Annotated in this window: 24 protein-coding genes and 1 other RNA gene; 4 read left to right on the top strand and 21 right to left on the bottom strand. The window is 28.2% G+C overall.

The features are described from left to right. The first annotated feature begins 97 nt into the window (after positions 1-97). The 3 genes from TEGL_RS06165 to TEGL_RS06155 are packed head-to-tail and all read left to right on the top strand — an operon-like array spanning position 98 to position 1167. A complete protein-coding gene (locus TEGL_RS06165) occupies positions 98-304 on the top strand; it encodes a spore coat associated protein CotJA (RefSeq protein WP_018589326.1) in 207 nt (68 codons plus the stop codon). Then, complete coding sequence (locus TEGL_RS06160; RefSeq protein ID WP_018589325.1) at positions 304-570, top strand: spore coat protein CotJB; 267 nt, start codon at positions 304-306, stop codon at positions 568-570. The genes TEGL_RS06165 and TEGL_RS06160 overlap by 1 nt, the downstream gene beginning before the upstream one ends. Before the next feature lie 24 nt (positions 571-594). Continuing rightward, complete coding sequence (locus tag TEGL_RS06155) at positions 595-1167, top strand: manganese catalase family protein (protein WP_018589324.1); 573 nt, start codon at positions 595-597, stop codon at positions 1165-1167. A 79-nt stretch (positions 1168-1246) separates the two neighbouring features. On the opposite strand, the gene TEGL_RS06150 is transcribed toward TEGL_RS06155, so the two are convergent. From TEGL_RS06150 to TEGL_RS06085, 14 genes are all read right to left on the bottom strand, one after another. After that, entirely contained in the window at positions 1247-1648 is a 402-nt protein-coding gene (locus tag TEGL_RS06150) for a hypothetical protein (RefSeq protein ID WP_018589323.1), read from the bottom strand. Between the two features lie 113 nt (positions 1649-1761). After that, the gene (locus TEGL_RS06145; RefSeq protein ID WP_018589322.1) at positions 1762-2220 is read right to left on the bottom strand and encodes a hypothetical protein; all 459 of its coding nucleotides are present in this window, start codon (positions 2218-2220) and stop codon (positions 1762-1764) included. 16 nt (positions 2221-2236) lie between these two features. Further along, entirely contained in the window at positions 2237-3049 is an 813-nt protein-coding gene (locus tag TEGL_RS06140; protein WP_018589321.1) for an N-acetylmuramoyl-L-alanine amidase family protein, read from the bottom strand. 94 nt (positions 3050-3143) lie between these two features. Next, positions 3144-3656: an amidase domain-containing protein gene (locus tag TEGL_RS06135; RefSeq protein WP_018589320.1), complete on the bottom strand. Its 513-nt coding sequence runs from the start codon at positions 3654-3656 to the stop codon at positions 3144-3146. Between the two features lie 16 nt (positions 3657-3672). Next, positions 3673-4353, bottom strand: coding sequence for a DUF3298 domain-containing protein (locus TEGL_RS06130; protein ID WP_018589319.1), 681 nt, complete (start codon positions 4351-4353; stop codon positions 3673-3675). A 208-nt stretch (positions 4354-4561) separates the two neighbouring features. Then, the gene (locus tag TEGL_RS06125; protein WP_018589318.1) at positions 4562-5557 is read right to left on the bottom strand and encodes a C40 family peptidase; all 996 of its coding nucleotides are present in this window, start codon (positions 5555-5557) and stop codon (positions 4562-4564) included. Between the two features lie 130 nt (positions 5558-5687). After that, complete coding sequence (locus tag TEGL_RS06120; protein ID WP_018589317.1) at positions 5688-6449, bottom strand: glycosyltransferase family 2 protein; 762 nt, start codon at positions 6447-6449, stop codon at positions 5688-5690. A gap of 167 nt (positions 6450-6616) precedes the next feature. After that, positions 6617-7291 (bottom strand): sugar transferase, encoded by a 675-nt coding sequence (locus tag TEGL_RS06115; protein WP_018589316.1) that lies wholly within the window; start codon positions 7289-7291, stop codon positions 6617-6619. Between the two features lie 681 nt (positions 7292-7972). Beyond that, complete coding sequence (locus TEGL_RS06110; protein WP_018589315.1) at positions 7973-9316, bottom strand: L,D-transpeptidase family protein; 1344 nt, start codon at positions 9314-9316, stop codon at positions 7973-7975. Positions 9317-9413: 97 nt separating this feature from the next. Next, complete coding sequence (locus TEGL_RS06105; protein ID WP_018589314.1) at positions 9414-9851, bottom strand: COG2426 family protein; 438 nt, start codon at positions 9849-9851, stop codon at positions 9414-9416. Between the two features lie 21 nt (positions 9852-9872). Beyond that, entirely contained in the window at positions 9873-10922 is a 1050-nt protein-coding gene (gene galE / locus TEGL_RS06100) for a UDP-glucose 4-epimerase GalE (RefSeq protein ID WP_026254994.1), read from the bottom strand. Between the two features lie 142 nt (positions 10923-11064). Beyond that, positions 11065-12168, bottom strand: coding sequence for an SH3 domain-containing protein (locus TEGL_RS06095; protein ID WP_018589312.1), 1104 nt, complete (start codon positions 12166-12168; stop codon positions 11065-11067). 167 nt (positions 12169-12335) lie between these two features. After that, positions 12336-12679: RNase P RNA component class A (gene rnpB, locus TEGL_RS06090), an RNA gene on the bottom strand. Positions 12680-12846: 167 nt separating this feature from the next. Then, a complete protein-coding gene (locus tag TEGL_RS06085) occupies positions 12847-14055 on the bottom strand; it encodes a NupC/NupG family nucleoside CNT transporter (protein WP_018589310.1) in 1209 nt (402 codons plus the stop codon). A 493-nt stretch (positions 14056-14548) separates the two neighbouring features. Between TEGL_RS06085 and brnQ the strand changes: the two genes are divergently transcribed. After that, positions 14549-15841: a branched-chain amino acid transport system II carrier protein gene (gene brnQ / locus TEGL_RS06080; protein WP_018589309.1), complete on the top strand. Its 1293-nt coding sequence runs from the start codon at positions 14549-14551 to the stop codon at positions 15839-15841. Positions 15842-15870: 29 nt separating this feature from the next. Here the strand turns inward: brnQ and TEGL_RS06075 are convergent, their stop codons facing one another. The 7 genes from TEGL_RS06075 to folE form a co-directional block, all read right to left on the bottom strand. Then, positions 15871-16632, bottom strand: a complete 762-nt coding sequence (locus TEGL_RS06075) for an SH3 domain-containing protein (RefSeq protein WP_018589308.1) — start codon at positions 16630-16632, stop codon at positions 15871-15873. Between the two features lie 420 nt (positions 16633-17052). Continuing rightward, positions 17053-17346, bottom strand: a complete 294-nt coding sequence (locus TEGL_RS06070) for a metal-sensing transcriptional repressor (protein WP_018589307.1) — start codon at positions 17344-17346, stop codon at positions 17053-17055. A 24-nt stretch (positions 17347-17370) separates the two neighbouring features. Next, positions 17371-18699 carry an MATE family efflux transporter gene (locus tag TEGL_RS06065; protein WP_018589306.1) on the bottom strand — a complete coding sequence of 443 codons (1329 nt, stop codon included), beginning with the start codon at positions 18697-18699 and terminating at the stop codon, positions 17371-17373. 132 nt (positions 18700-18831) lie between these two features. Continuing rightward, positions 18832-19326, bottom strand: a complete 495-nt coding sequence (gene folK, locus TEGL_RS06060) for a 2-amino-4-hydroxy-6-hydroxymethyldihydropteridine diphosphokinase (protein ID WP_018589304.1) — start codon at positions 19324-19326, stop codon at positions 18832-18834. Then, positions 19319-19684: a dihydroneopterin aldolase gene (gene folB, locus TEGL_RS06055; RefSeq protein ID WP_018589303.1), complete on the bottom strand. Its 366-nt coding sequence runs from the start codon at positions 19682-19684 to the stop codon at positions 19319-19321. The genes folK and folB overlap by 8 nt, the downstream gene beginning before the upstream one ends. A gap of 2 nt (positions 19685-19686) precedes the next feature. Then, positions 19687-20478 carry a dihydropteroate synthase gene (gene folP / locus TEGL_RS06050; protein WP_018589302.1) on the bottom strand — a complete coding sequence of 264 codons (792 nt, stop codon included), beginning with the start codon at positions 20476-20478 and terminating at the stop codon, positions 19687-19689. 18 nt (positions 20479-20496) lie between these two features. Beyond that, on the bottom strand, positions 20497-21078 hold the full coding sequence (folE, locus tag TEGL_RS06045) for a GTP cyclohydrolase I FolE (RefSeq protein ID WP_018589301.1): 582 nt from the start codon (positions 21076-21078) through the stop codon (positions 20497-20499). Positions 21079-21092: the final 14 nt, after the last annotated feature.

Here is a 21092-nt window from a genome sequence, read left to right as displayed (position 1 = left end):
ATAGGTTTTATACAAGCAAGTACTCACGATTTAGAATAATTGGAATAGTATAGAATTAAGATAGAAATATCTAATTCAACGAGGAGGTTTTGACAATATGGAAAATACATCTAGAGGAGTTTCGCAAAACTGTGGTAACTGCTTAGCTAGACCATATGTAAATGATCAAGTGCTTACAAAAATATACAATCTTGAATGTGCACTTAAATACGGTACTATTTTTCCAGAATTAAACTTATTTAATTCTGAAATGTATAATCCTGCATTATATTCATCACCTAAAAAAAGAGGAGGTAGAAGATAATGACAAACATGAGTAGAGCTGAACAAATGCTTAAAGTCCAAGAGCTTTGTTTCGCATGTTTAGACTTAAATTTATATTTAGATAATAATCCTACAGATAAAAATGCTATATGTTTATATAATTCACTAGGACAACAGTTTGAACAAGCAGTAAAGGCATATGAAAAAAAATTTGGACCTTTAATGAATTTTGGTCATAGTAGTAGTTCTTGTCCTTTTGGGTGGATAGATGAACCTTGGCCATGGCAAAGAGAATATTATAATTAAAAATATTATAGGGGGATTAAATTTATGTGGATATATGAAAAGGCGTTACAATTTCCAGTAAATCTACAGTGTAAAGATTTACAGATGGCTAAATATATTTATACACAACTTGGGGGACCTAATGGAGAGTTGGGAGCTGCACTTAGATATTTACAACAAAGATATACTATGCCTACGGGAAAAACAATTGGATTATTAACTGATATAGGTACAGAAGAACTTGCTCATGTAGAAATGATATCTGCTATGGTTTACCAATTAACTGATGGCGCTACTCCAGAAGAAATGAAAAAATATGGCCTAGGTAGCAATTATGCTCAAAATGGTTATGGGATTTTTCCTGCAGATTCTAATGGCGTTCCTTTTAGCACTTCTACGATAGCTGTTATGAGTGACCCTGTTACAGATTTACACGAAGATATGGCCGCTGAACAAAAAGCTCTTGCTACTTATTATCAGTTAATAAACTTAACTGATGATGTTGACATTAAAGATACTCTTAGATTCTTAGCACAAAGAGAAATTACTCATTATCAAAGATTTGGAGAAGCTTTAATGGATGTTTATGAATACAACGATTGTAAAAAAATATTTTAATATTTAATAATATATATTTAAAAGAGGTTGCAAGTAAATTTTTCACCTGCAACCTTTAATAATTTGCTTAAATAATTATTTACATTTTTGACAAAGCACTTATTTTAGTGTTTTCCATCAAATTATAAAATTTAAAAATATTTTCTCCATCTTCTTCAATAAAATATTGTAAATGACATATTACTTCCTTAACACATATACTTTCTTCTCTATCATAATAATCATAATATAAATCCTTTAAATATTGTAAATAGCATTTATTTATTCTAAGTTTTACATAAACACTTTCTTTCATATTTTTATTAATTTTGTCCAACAAAATAGTATAAACACATACATATTCTTCATTTAAATTTCTTTCTTTTAATTTTTCTTTTAATAATGACTTAATTCCTTTTGCTGACTCTTTATTAATAAATACATTTATAAAATAATTTCCTCTACAGTATTTATATTGATAAAAATTAGTTATCTTACACATAATAAATCCCTTCTTTAAAATTTCTTATTAGAGATTATTACCATAATATATAATGCTTTATACATATTACTTTAACTAAAAAATCCTTAAGCAAATGCTTAAGGATTTTTTAATTAATTATTTACAAAGTCCATCATCATACTATCTCCAAGTATGTCTTGAAACTTAATATATTCTTTTTTTACTAATATTATTAACAATTCACGTAACAAATCAATTACTACTTCTCCACTAAAGTCATCTGCTAAGGATATATAAGGTACTTGAAGAATAAGTTCATTACTTTTACTAATCACAAATTTATTTGCTGTATAATCAGTATTTAAACTATTAATTAAATTTAATACTTCCTCTCTTTTATCTTCTAATACTACTTTGCCAAAGAAAATATTAATCATTGTATAAGCAGATTCACTTAATATTATTGCTGTCAAACAATTATTAGCATAAATATCTTGAAAAGCTCTAAATAAAACTAGGTTATCTTTTTCTACAATAGTAAACATATTTCCCATAGATTTTTTCCTTAAGGCTTCCTCTAGTAAAACTTTCTTTACTTGTAGATTTTCCATTATTTTTCCTCCTGTTTTATCCTTGAGTATCTAAAAAAGATAAAATACCTTGATATATCCCTTCTGCTAAGTTTTTTTGAAACTCAGGATTCATTAATTTTTTTTCTTCTTTAGGATTACTTAAAAAGCCACACTGTATTAGTATTGCTGGCATATTATTACCTTGTAATACATCAAATGTAAAAGGTGTAACTCCTCTATCTTTTAAGTCTACATATGCTGAAACAGACTTTTGTATCAGTGTTGCAAGTTCATCCGAAGCATCATTCGCTCCAACTCTATAAAATGTTTGAACGCCTTCTGCTTTATTGTCTTCATTACCAGTCATATGAATTGATACAAAAAGATCAGCGTTTTGCTTATTTGCATCTTCTACTCTTTCGCTATTAGATAATGTAGTGTCTGTATTTCGTGACACAACCACACTAATATCACCTTGAGAAGATAATCTTGATGATACTAATTTACTTATTTGCAAATCAATATCCTTTTCTAAAACTCCATTATTTGTTTTGTATCCTACGTCTGTTCCACCATGACCTACATCAATGTATACTACATATTTCTTCTTTTCTGTAGTACCTTCTTCTTTCAAATCAAATTGTTTTTCTTTGTTTACTTTGCTAGTATCTTCACCAACTCCAAATACTGCTGTAATAAGAGACCCTACATTTTCTTTTGCCACAGATAGACCTGAAAATACAGTTTGTAAAGCTTTTAATAAACCAAATACTATTATTAATAGTCCTACAGTTACAAGAATCAATTTTCTTTTATTTACTTTAGTTCTTTTTTTGCCATGTTTTCTTTTTTTGTTTTGTCTTGCCATAATTTCACCCTTCTTAGCATATTATCCCATATAATGAAAATAATTCTGATAAATTTATTTTAACACCAAGAAAGATTCTTTTCAACTTTACAAATCACATATAATACCCAAATATTTTTAAATATCGTCTTTCTCCAACTTTCAAACTCAGAGGATAATCTAATAAATCATAAGTATTTTGGCTTTCAAGATAATCATTAACCTTATCTCCGTTAAGTAATATTCCCGTTATTATCATTGTATGGTATGCTTTCCCATCTTTTATTAATTGAACAATATCACCTAACTCCATTTCATCATACCCTGCTTCTGCTGCATACACTCCAAAATTATCTGTATTATCATTGTTATTTTTAGTAAAATACTCAAAAAATGGCTGTGCAGCCGTCCAACTAGGTGTTCTCTTTTTATCGCTATACCAATACCACTGTTTCATAATATTGTCACCATAGTGGTCCATGGGAACTCCTCCTGCATTTACACATTGAGAAATATAGTTGGTACAATTACCTCCCCAATCTTCATAATCTTGAAATTTAGGATTTCTGCTAAGGGCCCATTGTCTTGCATACTGAACAGCAGCTATTCTATCATATTCATAAAACATAATTTTTCCCTCCATACTAAAGCACTATTTTTTTCACAATATTTTTTACAGCATATTCACTGAGATAATTATAAATTTTATTAAAAGGTATTTTAAATTCGATTAAGTTCAAAATTTCTTTATCTATTTCACAAGAAGAAAAAGGCAATATTAAATGCTCTTGAGTAAAATAAAATATATTTTCTTCATCTAAGCAAATATTCTCTTCACCCATTTGATATAAATTATCTTCTTCATATTTTTGTAATTCTGAAATTAGTATTTTAGCTTGAATTAATATATATTTTTTAAGTATTTTTATATAGTCTACATTTTCCTTAAATAAATCTTTTAAGATAATATCTTTTTTTAATTTAAAATCAAAATTATAGCCTTTCAAACAACTTATATCATAAAATCCTGCCAGTTGCGAAAATTCAATAGCCAAACTTATTATATCTTTTGATAAATATCCAACTTGAAATTCTGTAATGCTATTAATATGAGTATACTCTTCACTACTTACATTATATGTGTCCTCAACTACATCCATAAAAGTCATTATGTCTTCAAATATAATTTGATTTACACTTTCTATCATTTCATTTTTTATATAATCTTTGTCATTCTCTTGTTTATAATATATTTTCGGAAAGTTTATATAGTATTTAATATAATCTTTCTCATATTGTAGAAGTTCTTTTGCAATTACAACCATAATCGCTGCCCTCCCCTTTATACTTTTATATTTAATAATATGAAAATGACCTTATTTTTATTATTTATATAATTATAAAATGATAATAAAGTATTATAATAAAAGCTTATTATATTTCATTGTTTCCTTTTCTATTTAGTATTCAAAATAACAACAATTAAAAAAGCTATAATGAAAATAAAATTTTCATTATAGCTACTTATATTAATTAATCAATTATTCTTCTTGCCGTTACATATCCTTTTACATAATATGAAGTTGATAAACTTTCATATCTTACTGTTTTTCCTGGGCTTGGCGAGTGAACAAATTTATTATTTCCCACATACATACCTACATGACGTATACTATTTGTACCGCTATTAAAGAATATTAGATCTCCTGGTTTTAAATTACTCTTGCTAACATGCTTTCCATTTGATGCTTGATCCCTAGAACTTCTATTCAAATAAACTCCTGATTTTTTATAAGAGTAATATGTAAGTCCAGAACAATCAAAAGAATTTGGCCCTGCTGCTCCATATACATAAGGTTTGCCTACTTGTGCTTTTACTGTAGATACTACTGTATCAATCTTTTTGTTAGTTGTTGATGATGTAGAAGGTTTAGTATATGTTACTTTAATATCACCAGAATCTCCTGAATATGTTTTCATATTTTCAGAAGATACATATCCTGTTGAAGATTTAGATATTTTTACCTTAGACCATCCATTGCTGTATGATTTTATTACTCCTACAACACTACCTTTTTTTATTGTTTTTTTAACACCATAATTTGTTCCAGGACCTTTTCTAACATTAAGAGCAGAACATGTTACCTTTCCTACTTTCTTTATAGTGTCCTTATTTTCATTTGATGTTCCTGATATAGTTTTCAATTTTGAGTAATTATTGCTAATATATCTAGTAGTACCTTTATATTCAACTTTATACCAACCATTACCGCTTTTAGAAATGTATTTAAGTTGCGTTCCTTTTGTTACTGTACCAGCTATAGAATAATCCTTACTTGGACCTTTTCTAACATTAAGAGCAGAACATGTTACTTCTACAACTTTAGTTACTTTCTTTTGTTGATTTGTAGATGTAACTTCTTTTGCTTCCACATTTTCATTTAAAGCAACTACAGGCATCATACTTGTAGTAAGTATCCCCATCGCCATTGCTTTTGAAATTGCCTTCTTATTTTTATTAAAAACCATACTCCACACATCCCCCCTTGTAACTTATTTGCAACTATTATAACATAGTTTAAATTCTAATTACCACTATTTTACAAAAATAAATTTTTTCTAACAAATATTTACTATAAAAAAAGTAGGAATATGTAGTCTATTTTTTGTAACTATTCTTTCTAAATCCATTAATTGTGTATTTAAAAAAATAATACAAAGCTTTATTTAACGGTAATTTTTCAACATTAGTATATATATTCCAAGTCCATATAGCAGCCTTTATTTTATTATGACTTACAGATGAATTAGATTTTCTATAAGAAGATAAAATCTCATCTAACCCATAGGCAACTACATTATTTTTTAATATTTTTAACCATAAGACAAAATCTTCATGATGATTATTTTCAAATCTTATAGGTGTTTCAATTTTTAATCTATCTATCATAACCGTCAAGCACCCTATGTCATTTCCTTTTAAAAGTCTATTATAATCTTCATATTCTTTTGCATTAATAACTTTATTCAAGCTTGTGCTATTTTCATTTATTAAATCATAAGCTGTATATGTAAATGAATAATTGTTATTTAACATAAAATTTATCTGATTTTCAATTTTATTTTTTTTATATAAATCATCTGCATCTAAAAATGAAATGAATCTACCTTTTGCTTTTTCTATACCTATATTTCGTGCTGCCCAAACCCCATTATTTTTATTGCATTTTATATATTTAATAAATGGAAAACTCTCAGTATATTTTTCTATTATATTTTTGCTATTGTCAGTAGACCCATCATCAATAATTATCATCTCTATATTTTTATAACTTTGATTTATGACACTTTTTATACATTCTTCAATATATTTTTCACTATTATATACAGGTGTAATTATAGATACTAATTTATTTTCCATATAGATTTCTCCTCCCTCTTTGTTTAATATAAAAATAGGGAGAGATTATTATCAATCTCTCCCTATTTTTTCGTTATGTTATACTTTTGTTATATTTTCATTATCTTATTATATATATTTTACGAAAATTTTTCAAGAAAAGTTATAATGAATAATAATTTTTTTATTTATCTAGCACCTTCTCCAGTAAAAATAACCTTCACGGTTTTAAATAATATAGATAAATCTAAAAAAACACTTCTATTTTTTATATAATATAAATCTTCTTTTATTTTATCTTCTGGAGATATTTCATATCCTCCATGCACTTGAGCATACCCTGTAAGACCAGGTTTAACTACCAGTCTATTAATAAATCCTGGTATTTCGTCATTAAATTCCATAGTTAAAGTAGGTCTCTCTGGTCTAGGACCAATTATACTCATTTCTCCCTTTAAAATATTTAAAAATTGTGGTATTTCATCGATTCTTGTCTTTCGTATGAATTTTCCAACCTTCGTAATTCTTGGATCATTTTTTTCTGCCCATATGGCTCCATTGGTTTCTGAGTTAATCCTCATGGATCTTAATTTATATATAAAGATTATTTTCCCATCTTTTCCAAGTCTGTCTTGTTTGTAAAAAATAGGGCCACCATCTTCTTTTTTAATTAAAAAGCCAAAAACTATTATCATAGGTATAGAAATTACCAGTCCAATTATTGAAATTATTATGTCAAGTATTCTATGATATATTTTAAATAAGAAAGAGTCATTGACTATGGAGTAATCTATGCTTGCTGATATTTCACTACTAAAATTACAAACATCATCTTCAAATTTCTCAACATATTGACCCATCATTGTGCTTATACCCCCCTGTGCACAAACATACTTACAGCTACCATATTATGCCATTTAACATTCTATTAACATTATAGTTTATAAAGTTCTTTATATCAATACCTTTAATTTGTTTTCAAAGTTTTTCATATTAAATTCATATTGATATTAAGTTAATATGAAACATAAGTTAATTAATTTTAAAAAACAAATGATTGAAAAATCAATATGCCAATAGCCAATGAATACACAACGCTATTTACTTATATTTCCAATTATTATTCAATAGAATAAATATCCGAAAGAGTAAATGATACTCCTCTTACACTGAATAAATACTTACTTATACATAGAATGTTTAGAATTATTAAAATAAAGTAAAAAATAAAAAGTTTTCTTTTGTTTTTTAATATAATAACTTTAGCAATAATATTAACATATAATTAACAAAAAAACACCTAGTTTGTTCAGTATAAATAATTTAACATATGTTAATTATAATCGTAATAAATAATAGAAAGAAACTCACATTAACCAAGGTTTAACTTATTTATGATTTACCATTGCATTGTATTTTTCTGTCTAAAAATTGTAACTTATTTGATAGAAAAGTACAATGTATAGAATATTAAGTTTTCTTATTCTATTTATAATATATAAAAAAGCCCTCTCATTATTTGTCAATGAGAAGACTTTTTATATTTACATAGCTTCTTCTGAAGAAGTATCTTCATTATTTTCTTTTATCTCTTCAGGTTGTGATTCATCCGTTTTTTTAGAATCATAAACTTTCTTTGATGTACTTGTATCTTTTTCTATTTCTGTTTTATTAATTATTTTTCCTACTTTATCAAAAGTATAAGTATAACCATCTATTTGTTTCTCACAAGATTTATAAGCTTTTCCATCACCACCAAAGTAATATGAGTCAGATTTTATCTTAATTTCCTTATTCTTAACCATCTTACCATTACTTCCAAAGTAGTAATAATCATTTCCTATTTTTATCTTTTTGTCAATTACCATAGCACAATTATCATCAAAATAGTAGTAAGTTCCATTTACACTTTTCTTACCTTTAAGCGCTTGACCCTTCATGTCACCTGATTTTTTAAAGTAATATTTTTTACCAGAGATTGTTTGCCATCCCGTTTGCATTTTTCCATCTTTTCCAAAGTAATAGTCAGCGTTTCCTATTTTTATCTTTTTGTTAGCAATCATTACACAGTTCTTATCAAAGTAATAATAAGATCCATCTATGCTTCTCTTATCTTTAACTGCTTGACCCTTAGCATTTCCTGATTTTTCAAAATAATATTTTTTACCAGAGATTGTTTGCCATCCTATTTGTCTTATTCCATCTTTTCCTAAATAATATCTTTTACCAGAAATTGTTTTTAAACCAGTTTGCATTCTTCCTTTACTATCAAAATAGTATGTTTTATTATCTATTGTATACCAACCAGTTGCATATTTACCATTTGATTTACGATAATACTTGTAACCACTATTTGTATACCATATATTTCTAAGCTTTATACCATATTGATTAGCTATCCATGCATCATCTTTAGATGTACTTTTTATTATTACTGTAGCACCAACTCTGATTTTATTGTATAACCACTCTACATCCTTATTGTGCATTCTTATGCATCCACCACTTACATTTTTACCGATTGAGCTTTCTTTATTGTTTCCATGAATTCCATATGTAGTTCCATATCCATACATATTTAATCCCATCCATCTTTTTCCTAAAGGATTTCTTGGATCGCCCCCCGGAATATTACCTTTATAATAAGGTCTGTTTTTAATTTTATTAACTATAGTTGTTTTACGTTGTGGTGTTGGAGTACTTGATTTTCCTGTTGCACATTTAAATTTTCTTACTAAAGTATAATTTTCATAAAAATTTAAAGTATTTTTTTTTGAGTTAACTATAATTAACTGATTAGTTGCTGCATTTGCTATAGGTATACTCGACGCTAATATCATAACAGTTGCTAATAATATTGTACAAAATGATTTAAACCTTTTTTTCATACTTTCCCCCCCTTACCTATGATAAGGTAAAATATTATACAATAATATTCTAACATATTTTGCCACCATAAATGATGACAATTTTATTACACACTTTTTAAATTATATGATAAGACAAAAGGCCTACAATTAATCCAGACAATAAATTTCCTATAAAGATTCCACATAAAGCTTCTTTCAGCCTCATTCTCAAAATAGATGCTATGGCGGCGGCTGTCCATGTTCCAGTTGTGGGCAAAGGCACACCTACAAACAAAATAATACCTATTATGGAAACTGTCTTCATCTTACTCATACTAACATTTATTTTATTATCTATTTTATTCAATAATGAAACAAATATTTTTTTGTCTCTTAAAAATTTCATAACATGTCTATACGCTAATACAAGAGGTATGCCCACCAATGTGGAACCTAATACACTGGCAATATATACACCTAAAGGATTTAAATCTAATGCTATTCCTATAGGTATGGCACCCCTTAACTCTGTAACAGGAACCATTGATAAAATCATAATTCTTAAATACTCCAATTCATACCTCCTTTATAAGAATTATATTTTAGATGTTATCATATCTAAAAATTCATCTTTTTTTTCGTATCCTTTTGGATTATTATTTTGCCATCTCCATGAATCTTCACACATTCTTTCAATGCCAAATTCTGACTTCCAACCTAACTCATCATATGCCTTAGTTGGGTCTGCATAACACATATCTATATCACCTGGCCTTCTATCAGTTATTTTATATGGTATTTCTATGTTATTTGCTTTTTCAAATGAATTAACTAAATCTAAAACGCTGTAGCCTTGTCCCGTTCCTAAGTTATAAGTAACTAAACCTGGCTTTTCTTTAAGTTTTTTTAATGCTGCCAAATGACCTTTAGCTAAATCCACCACATGTATATAGTCTCTAACACCTGTACCATCGTGTGTATCATAATCATTTCCAAAAATACTAAGTTCCTTTAGCTGACCAACCGCAACTTTTGTTATATAAGGCATTAAATTATTTGGAATACCATTTGGCTCTTCGCCTATTGTACCACTTATATGGGCTCCTATCGGATTAAAATATCTAAGAATAGCTAAATTCAAATCACTATTAGCCTTACTTAGATCTCTCATAATATCCTCTATCATAAGTTTAGTAGCTCCGTAGGGATTTGTTGTTGAAAGCGGAAAATCCTCTTTTATTGGACAACTTTTGGGCTTTCCATATACTGTTGCTGATGATGAAAAAACAAAGTTATTCACATTAAACTCTTTCATTAACTCAAATACAACTAATGCTCCTACTAAATTGTTTTTATAATATTCTAAAGGTTTTTCAACAGATTCACCTACTGCTTTTAATGAAGCAAAATGAATTATTGAGTCAATATTATTTTCTTCAAATACTATTTTAAAAGAATCCTTATCTGTAACATCTATATTATAGAATTTAAATTCCTTATTTGTTATTTTTTTTATTCTTTCTAATACTAATTTATTACTATTATAAAGATTATCTACTATTACTACTTCATAGTTTTTATTTAGTAATTCCACAACTGTATGACTTCCTATATATCCTGCCCCTCCTGTAACTAGTACCATAATTATTTCCCCCTAAATTAACAATTATATTATTTAAATATAAGTTAAATTTACCATATTTTTGTATCTTCTTCAATTCGGCATATTAATCCTTATATAAAAAGCATCTTATATTAATTTATAAGATGCTTTTTATAACAGATATTTATTTTACATATACGGCTACACAATAACCTATAATATTATTATAGCTTACTTTTAACCACCCATCTTTTTCTTCATATATTTTAATACTTGCCTCAGCTGGCATCGTAATTAATGTCTTGCCATCTAAATTAGGTAATTCTCTAAGATTTAATCTAGTTGTAGTAGTACCCAATTTATAGTTTTGTGTTACTTTTGATATTAAGTATTTTGCACTTACCCATCCCGATTTATCATTATATTTTACTTGTGCCCAAGTTTTATTACTATTATATGATACAATGTTTACCTTAGCATTCTTTGGTATTGTACATATCCTTGCGCTATTAGAACTTGGACGTATTCTTAAATTTAAATTTTCACTTGCATATAATGTATTGTTATCACTTACCTTTTTTAAATAAGATTTGCAGACCCAACTCTCTTTTCCATTATAATTAAATTTAATCCAATCACCATACTTGTCAAAACCTACTGGTTTTACTACTATATCTTTGGATAATACTCCTATTTTCTTGTAATTAACAGATGGTCCTGTTCTAACATTTACTGATGACGTAGTTATGTAATCTTCATATTTAGAAACATTATTATCTCCTTGTGATATTATTTTTTCTATGTAAGTAGTACTAACCCAACCGGTTTGATTGTTATATTTAACCTTAGCCCAGTTATTATCACTAGAAAATTCCATAACGTTAACGGTATTACCTTTAGGTATTGTTAAAATTATTATATTGTCCGTAGATGGTCCCCTTCTTAGATTTAATTTTTCTTTTGTTTTATAATCTCCAAGTTTTTTATCAGTTTCATTACTACTTTCAACTTTTTTAATATATTTCCCACACATCCATACATATTGATTATTATATCTCACTTTAACCCACAATTTATCTTGCGAATACTCTAAAGGTGTTACTATTGTACCTTTCTTTAAAGTTCCTATAGATATGTAATCTTTTCCTGGTCCCTTTCTCATGTTTAAATTATCAGTCAAATAGTACTGAGTCTCCCCTAATTTCTCAGCTTGAATAAATACTAAACTAGATGATAATGTTGTACCTACTACTAAAGAACCAAGTATTACTTTTTCAAATTTTTTCATTTGTTTTCCCCCATATTTACAAAAATCTTTCCCCACATTAAAATATTAACATAATTTACCAAAAAAACCAGTATTTCTATATATTTTTCTTTCTTAAACAATAACAAATTAATTTTTTTACAATAATTAATTATACGCATAAAAAAAGAACCCTTTTAGGATTCTTATAATCAAGCAAATCTATAAGCGGAGTTCTGTATTTGATAATCATCTATCTAGGCACATTGTCACCAATATGCTCAAGCGACCTACCTACCGGAGAGTGCGAGCAACACTCTTTTGGTCCTCTTTTGGTCTTGCTCCAGGTGGGGTTTACACAGCTTTCTCAGTCACCTGAGAAACGGTGAGCTCTTACCTCGCCTTTTCATCCTTACCAAGAAAATCTTGGCGGTAATTTTCTGTTGCACTTTCCTTAGGATCACTCCCACTAGGCGTTACCTAGCACCCTGCTCTATGGAGCTCCGACTTTCCTCACGTAGCAAATGCTACCTGCGATTATCTGACTTACTTAATCTTTATTTATATTACCATATAAAATTATTTTTGTCAAAACCATTATATTCCAAATGTAATTATAACTTATTTTTCTTAATATTTATTTAAATTCAATTTTAAGTATAAGTTAAATTTATTTTATTATAAAATAAAAGAAGCCGTAAAGACTCCTTTTAATACAGACTATATTGCTGCTATTAATCCAACTATTAATGCACTAAGTACACTTACTGTAAAACCACCTATCATTCCCCTGAATGCTAGTTTAGCTAATTGATTTCTTTTTTCTGGACAAAATACAGATATTCCAGATATACATATACCTATGGAACCTACATTGGCAAATCCACATAATGAAACAGAAAGAACTAAAGCTGTTCTTGGGTCAAGAGTTTTTATAATTTCTCCTAATTGACCAAAAGCAACAAATTCATTTAATACTAATTTGCTTCCAAGTAATTGACCTGCAAACTGAGCATTTCTCATATCAAGTCCCATTAAATATCCTAGTGGTGCAAATAATACAGAGAATATTTGCTCTAAAGATAATCCAAATATTCCAAGGATACCATTAACAAGTGCAACTAAAGATAATATTGCTATAAGAGATGCTCCTATGCCAAGAACCATATTAAGTCCATCATTCGCTCCTTGAGATATCGCTGAAATTAAGTTAGGGTTATCACCTTTATTATCAATCTTTATTTCTTCAGCTTCATCCATTTTTAATTCTTTGTTTTCTGGTAACATAAGTTTTGAAACTATTATACTACCTAGAGGAACTAATGCCCCACCTATTAATAAATATTTCATTGGTATACCCATACCTGAGTATCCCATAAGTACTGTAGCTGACATACTACCCATTCCCGAAACTAAAACAAGCATTATTTCACTTTCAGTCATATTCTTTAAGTATTTACTTACTAATATAGGTGATTCAGTTTGTCCAAGGAACATATTTGCAGTAGCAACAAAACTCTCCACTTTTGAGGTTCCAAGTATTTTACCTATTATACCACCTATAACTTTAACAACAGCACCTATAACTCCTAAATAGTATAATGCTGAAACTAAAGCTGATATAAAAATTATGTTTCCTAACGTCTGTATTCCAAATATAAATCCTGTTGGTGCTCCGCCATCAGCTAAAGATCCAAATATAAACTCAAGACCTTCTCTTCCATAACCTAATATATTAGTTACTACATCAGATACTTTTTCAATTACTACTTGTCCTAAAGGAAATTTAACTAGCAAAAATGCTAATAAAAATTGTAATACCAATGCTTTTAATATCATCTTCTTATCTATTAACTTTTTATTTGAAGAGAAGAAATATAATATACCCAGTAAAACAATTATACCTATTATGTTTAATAATATTGTCATTTTATCAACCCATCTTCCATATTTTTTGTATCAATTTATTTATATATATTAATACCTTAATTATTATATACTGTACTCATATATTTTTTCAATCTTTTTTATACATTTTTCTACATTTTTCTACATGTATTTTGCCAACAGTAAGAAAATTTGTATGTTGACAATTTTCAGTAAATTTTGTATTATTAATTCATAAGGTAAAACTTAACATAAATTTAAGGAGAATAATAATGAAAAATATGAGTCTAACTAAAAAAGCACAATTTAATTTATATTATTATAGCTATTATAGATAGATTTGTATTTATGAGATATATAAAATCACCATAGATACAAATCTTAAAAATTTGTATCTATGGTGGCTAGAATTAATTTGTTATGCAAAGCCACGTAGATAATTACTATGTGGCTTTTATTAATCCTAGGCCTAAAGCCACATAGTGTATGCTATGTGGCTTTTTATATATTAAAATTTAAATTTGAGGTGTGAGAAATGAATAAAAATAAAGATATTATAATAATTGGTTTTGCCCTTTTTTCTATGTTCTTTGGAGCAGGAAACTTAATATTCCCTCCTTTTATAGGTATGACGTCAGGAAGTAATTGGCTAATAAGCTTTTTAGGATTTGTGTTAGCTGATGTTGGGATAATTTTGTTATCAATAAATGCTGTAGCTAAAGCTGGATCTTTCCAAGATGTTGTTGGAAAAGCTGGTAAAAAATTTGGAATCTCTTTGGAAGTTATAATGATGCTTTGTCTTGGTCCTATACTAGTTATACCAAGAACAGCAGCTACAACTTTTGAAATGAGTATATTACCACTTACTTCTTCTATTAATTCAGTAATTTTTTCTGTTTTATTTTTTGGTTTAACATTTATGTTAACAATAAGACCTACAAAAGTTATGGATATAATAGGCAAATTTTTAACTCCAGTACTTCTACTTGCTTTAGGGCTTTTAATAACAAAGGGAATTATGTCTCCTATTGGTAAATTGAATATAAATAATGACAATAGTTTATTTGTAAATGGACTTAGTCAAGGATACCAGACTATGGATGCTTTAGGTATAGGGGGAGTTACAACTTTAATAATGACTTCTTTTATAAGTAAAGGATATATTGATAAAAGAGAAAATATATCTATGACTTTAAAATCTGCATTTATTGCTGGGTGTGGACTAGTTATTGTATACGGTGGATTAGCATACTTAGGCGCAACAGTTTCCACAGTATATGATTCATCTATTTCTCAAACTGCTTTACTTGTAAATATAACTCATAACTTACTAGGCAAAAGTGGAATCTTATTACTTGGTATAATAGTTGCCTTTGCATGTCTTACTACGTCTATAGGTTTAACTTCTGTTACTGCTAAATATTTTGAAGATGTAACTAATAAAAAATTAAAATACTCTCATTTAGTTGCCTTTATTTGTATATTTAGTTCAGTAGCTTCTAACTTAGGTGTCAATAAAATAATTGCTATTGCAGCTCCAATTTTAACTATTATTTATCCTGTTTCTATATTATTAGTAATTATGAGTACCTTTAACAAATGTTTTTCTAAATCAGCAGTCTTTAAATGTTCAGCTTATATCACTTTATTAATAAGTTTATTAAATGTTATCGATAGTTTAGGTATAAATATAAACTTTGTGCATAAATTACCTTTAGACTCTATCGGATTTAACTGGGTAGTACCTGCTATAATAGGAGGTCTTATAGGCAAATTCATAATGAAAGATAAAAAAAATAAAGAAGATTTAAATAAAATAAGTGCATAAAAAATAGCCAACATTTAGTTGGCCATTTTTTATTTTAATATTTCTATTGTTATATTTTTTATACCCCAATCATTACAATTTTTTTCTGTTGGCATAAATATATCTATTGTATTTCCTTTTATTGCTCCACCACAGTCTTCTGCAATAAATACTTTATCTAGTTCTTTTATATATACCTTTGTTCCATATGGTATTACGCTTGGATCCACTGCTATTGTTCCGTATTTTGGAACTGTACCTGTAGCTGTTATTCCGTCTCCAGTATATGCATAAGCTTTAACATCCAAAGTCTTTGCAACATCTTTTGATGTATTTTCTGATGTTGTAGTAATATAATCAGCACTTACCCACCCTGTATTATCTTGTGAATACTGAATTTCATGCCATCCATTATTTGATGATAAAATTTCTATTTTTTCACCCTTACTAAGTTTTCCTATTATTGAATATGATGTTGACGCACCGTTTCTCACGTTTAATGAAGTCGCTGTTACTGTTCCTGTAGTAGTGTTTTTTGATATATAGTCATCACATGACCATCCAGTTTTATTGTTGTCATATTCTATTTTATACCATCCATTATTTGCTGACAGTATTTCTACTTTTTCACCTTTGCTAAGCTTTCCTACTACTGAATATGATGTTGAGGCTCCACTTCTCACGTTTAATGAAGTTACTGTTACTGTTCCTGTAACATTAGCTGCATCTGCCTTACTTATTGGTGCAAAAGCTGATACAGTTAGCACCATGGCTACTGTTAATGTTATAGTCCTTATTGTTTTTTTTATCATAAGTCTTCCCCCGTTATTGTTTTATTTTAATTTAATCAATTTCGTTGTTGTCGAATTTTGCAATTCCATGAATCTATTTTATTACATTTCTGTAACTTTTGAAAGGTTTTTTTGTATAAAAGTTACAAATAGGTAACAATCATTTTATTTCCTTAATTATCCAATGTAAAAATATATAAGTATTTTAAATAGTTTCAGCGGTGTTAATTTTACTTTTTTAGTTAGAAAAAATATTTTATTTTTTTAACTTTTTTATTTTTTAATAAAAAAAGAGAGGATTTTTCACCTCTCTTTTTCCTATATATTACATTAATTAAATTTACACATGACTATTTTTTGCCCTACAAATCAAATACTTCATAATGGCACATTAATTTTAAAAACATTTTTAATATATATTATTTTATCAATAGGTCATTTTTACTTAATAAATTTATCTATTGCACTATTTAAGTCTTTAAGAACTTTCTCATCTCCAGTTTCTACCGCATCTACAATGCAGTGTTCTATATGATCTTGTAAAATTATTTTTCCTATATTATTAATAGAAGATTTTACAGCTGAAACTTGTATTAAAACTTCACTACAATCTCTTCCTTCTTCTACCATTCTTTTTACAGACTCCAAATGACCAATAGATCTAGATAGCCTATTGATTACTGCTTTTGTATTCTTGTGAGAATGATTGTGGTTATGTTCTTTATTATTTTCCATGTTATTCATCTCCCTTCTTCTTAATTATATAGCTATACTTTCCCATTTTCCATGATTAAATCTTATAATAAGTAAGAATGCTCTTACAGTAATATCAATAGCATACGCTATCCATACTCCAAATAACCCAAAATTCATTATTATACCTAGAAAGTATCCTATCCCAATTCTCACACCCCAGATTCCGACTAATGTAGCATACATAGGAAATTTAGTGTCTCCTGCGCCTTGCAAAGCACTAGTAAAAATTTGTGTTATGGCGATAAAACACTGAAAAAGTGCAATTAATCTAAGTACATTAATAACCATAATTTGTACTTCAACAGTATTCGTAAATATTTTTACTATTTGTGGGGCAAATATAAATAAAAGCATACCTATTGCTACCATGCATAAAGTAGTTATTATATCAGCTAAATATACTATTTCTTTTGATTTTTCACTATCTCCTTCTCCTAAGCTAATACCGACAAGAGTTGCCGTTGCCACGCCAAATCCTAGTGCTGGAATATAAGTGTAACTTTCAATATTTCCTGCAATATTATGTGCAACATAAGCTGATACTCCAATTGAAATAATCATACTATTATAAACCAATTGACCCAGTCTCATTATTAACTTTTCCATTCCTGCAGGTGCTCCAATTTTAATTATAGCTTTTAATGTATCATTTCCACCTTTAATGACCTCTTTATTTATTTTTATATTAATATTACACATTCTCAACTTAATTAGCAAAATAACTACGTTCATACATCTAGAAATAGTTGTTGCTAAAGCTAATCCTATAATCCCCATATTCATCTTTATAAAAAGCATATTTAATATTATATTTAACACATTAGCAAAAGCTGTAGCAATCATTGGTGTTTTTGTATCCTTGGTTGACCTTAAACAACTAGATAAAATTAATGATAAACACAAAAATATAATTGGCACAGCGACAACTAAATAATAAGGTATCGTAAAGTCTAAAATCTCATTAGTTGCTCCACATATTTTTAAAATATGATCATAAAATAATATATTAATTACTCCTACAACTAAACTAATTATAATTCCTAAAAAAATTGATTGAGTCGTAGCTTCTTTAACCTTATCCATTTCTCCTTTTCCAAAATTTCTTGCAACAATGGCACTTGTTCCTATACTAATTGCTGTGAAAAATACAATAAATACATTCATAATTAAGTTAGTTACACCTATGGCAGCAATAGCATTATCATTGATTTGTCCAGCAAAATAAGTATCTACAGTTCCAAGTAAAGTTTGAAGTATATTCTCTATAATTACAGGAATTGCTAAAGTAGTAATAGCTATTATGTTATTTTTATTTTTAAATAAATATTCCATAATCAACCTCCTCACATCCCCCCTAGGGGGTTATGAGAATTATAACACTACCTTCAATTGATGGCAATAAAAAAGAAGGTCTAATTTACACTAAATATGCAAATTATCCTTCTTTTTATCAATTAAAATAATTTAAATATTAACACTAACCTCTTTAACTTCATCTCTTTCTTCTTTACTTAATTTAGAAAGATAATATGATATGGGTTCATTATCAATAGTCAATCCTTTATTTAAATCCATAAGAGGAATTAACACAAAAGCCCTTTCTCTAATCCTTGGATGTGGTAAAGTCAATCTTTCATCATTACTTATTATATTATTAAAAAACAAAATATCCACATCAATAGTTCTAGGTCCCCATTTTATTACCCTTTCTCTATTTAGCATTTCCTCTATTGCATGACAAACTTCTAATAATTCTATAGAAGACAATGAAGTTTCTATTTCCATACATATATTTAAAAAATCATCTTGCTCAGTATATCCCCATGCCTTTGTTTCATAGACTTTTGATATTTTTGAAATATTAATTTTTACATGTTCCTGAAGAGTTTTACATGCTTGTCTTAAATATCCTTCTCTATGTCCCATATTAGTTCCTAGACCTAAGTAAGCTTTATTCATCTTTATCTCTCCTAATCTCCACAGCAAAATAATCAAAAATACCATTTACAGGTGCTTCTGGTTTTTTTACTCTAACCATAATAGATTTAATCATGCTAAAGCTTTCTAAAACCTCTTGTGCGATTGTTTCTGCCAAAGCCTCTATTAAATCAAATCTTTTATTTACTGTTATATCCTTTATTATCTCATATATATCAGCATAGCTAACAGATTTAGTTAAGTCATCACTTTTCCCAGCTTCTTTTGTACTAAGATAAAGCTCAGCATCTATAAAAAACTTTTGTCCTAATACTTTTTCTGCTTCCAAAACTCCATGATAGCCGTAAAAACCTAAATTACTCAAAATTATTTTATCCATAATTAACCTCTATATATTCTATCTGCAATCTTTGCAGCTTGCAAATTTTCTTTTACATCATGAACTCTAACTATTTCAACACCATCTCTAATTCCACAAACAGTTGTAGCCACAGTAGCCTCCACTCTTTCTCTAGGTTCTCCTCCCACTATATTTCCTAAAACTGATTTTCTTGAGGTTCCAAGCAAAATGGGATATCCAAGAGTTTTAAGTTCGTTTAACCTTTTTAATACTTCTAAGTTTTGTTCAAAAGTTTTTCCAAATCCTATGCCTGGATCTAAAACTATTTTTTCTTTTTTTACTCCTGCTTTTAAAGCTTTGTCTATGCTATTTTGTAAAAATTCTTTTATGCTTTCCATTATGTCTTTATCATAGTATGTTCCTTCTTGATTGTGCATAATGCAAACAGAAGCATCATATTTTGCTATAACATTAGCCATATTTGCATCATAAGTTAATCCCCAAACGTCATTTACCATATAAGCTCCCAATTTTAATGCTTCTTCAGCTACTTGAGATTTATACGTATCTATAGATATAGGCACATTAATACTCTTTTTAAGTGTTTTTATTACAGGAACTATCCTTTCTATTTCTTCTTCAGCTGAAACAAACTTATGACCTGGTCTAGTAGACTCTCCTCCCACATCTATTATATCTGCTCCTTCTTCAATCATTTCTTTAGCATGATTAACTGCTATTTCCACACTTGTGTATTTTCCTCCATCTGAGAAACTATCTGGAGTAACATTTAAAATTCCCATTATGTAAGTTTTTTTACCATATTTAAACATCAATTTTCTCCTCATATATTAATCAAATTTAATTAAGCTCATAGCTTCACTTCTTGCTAAAGCGTCTTTCTCAAAAATTCCTCTAACTGCTGATGTTATTGTTTTACTACCTGGTTTTTTTACACCACGCATTGTCATACACATATGCTCAGCTTCAACTACAACCATTACTCCATATGGCTCTAATTCTTCCATAATAATATTTGCAGTTTCTTTTGTGATTCTTTCTTGTAACTGAGGTCTTCTGGCAAACGTTTCTATAACTCTTGCTAATTTAGAAAGTCCTGTGAGTTTTCCATCCTTTGGTATATACACCACATGAGCTTTTCCAAAGAAAGGCACTAAATGATGTTCACAACTTGAATAAAAAGGTATATCTTTTACTACTACCATTTCTTCATGATTTTCATTTTTAAATAAAACTTTTAGATGTTCTCTCGGATCTTCATTCAGTCCACTAAATATTTCTTCATACATTCTTGCTACCCTATCTGGTGTTCCTATTAATCCTTCTCTATCTGGGTTCTCCCCTATTGCTATTAATATTTCTCTAACCGCCTTTTCTATAGCAGGTTTATCAACTGTTCTTCTTTCCCCCATTATTATCCTCCAAA

The sequence above is a fragment of the Terrisporobacter glycolicus ATCC 14880 = DSM 1288 genome (assembly GCF_036812735.1).
In the GTDB taxonomy this organism is placed as follows: Bacteria; Bacillota; Clostridia; order Peptostreptococcales; family Peptostreptococcaceae; genus Terrisporobacter; species Terrisporobacter glycolicus.
Note: the sequence above shows the minus strand (reverse complement) of the source record. Positions and strands in the feature narration are given on the sequence as shown.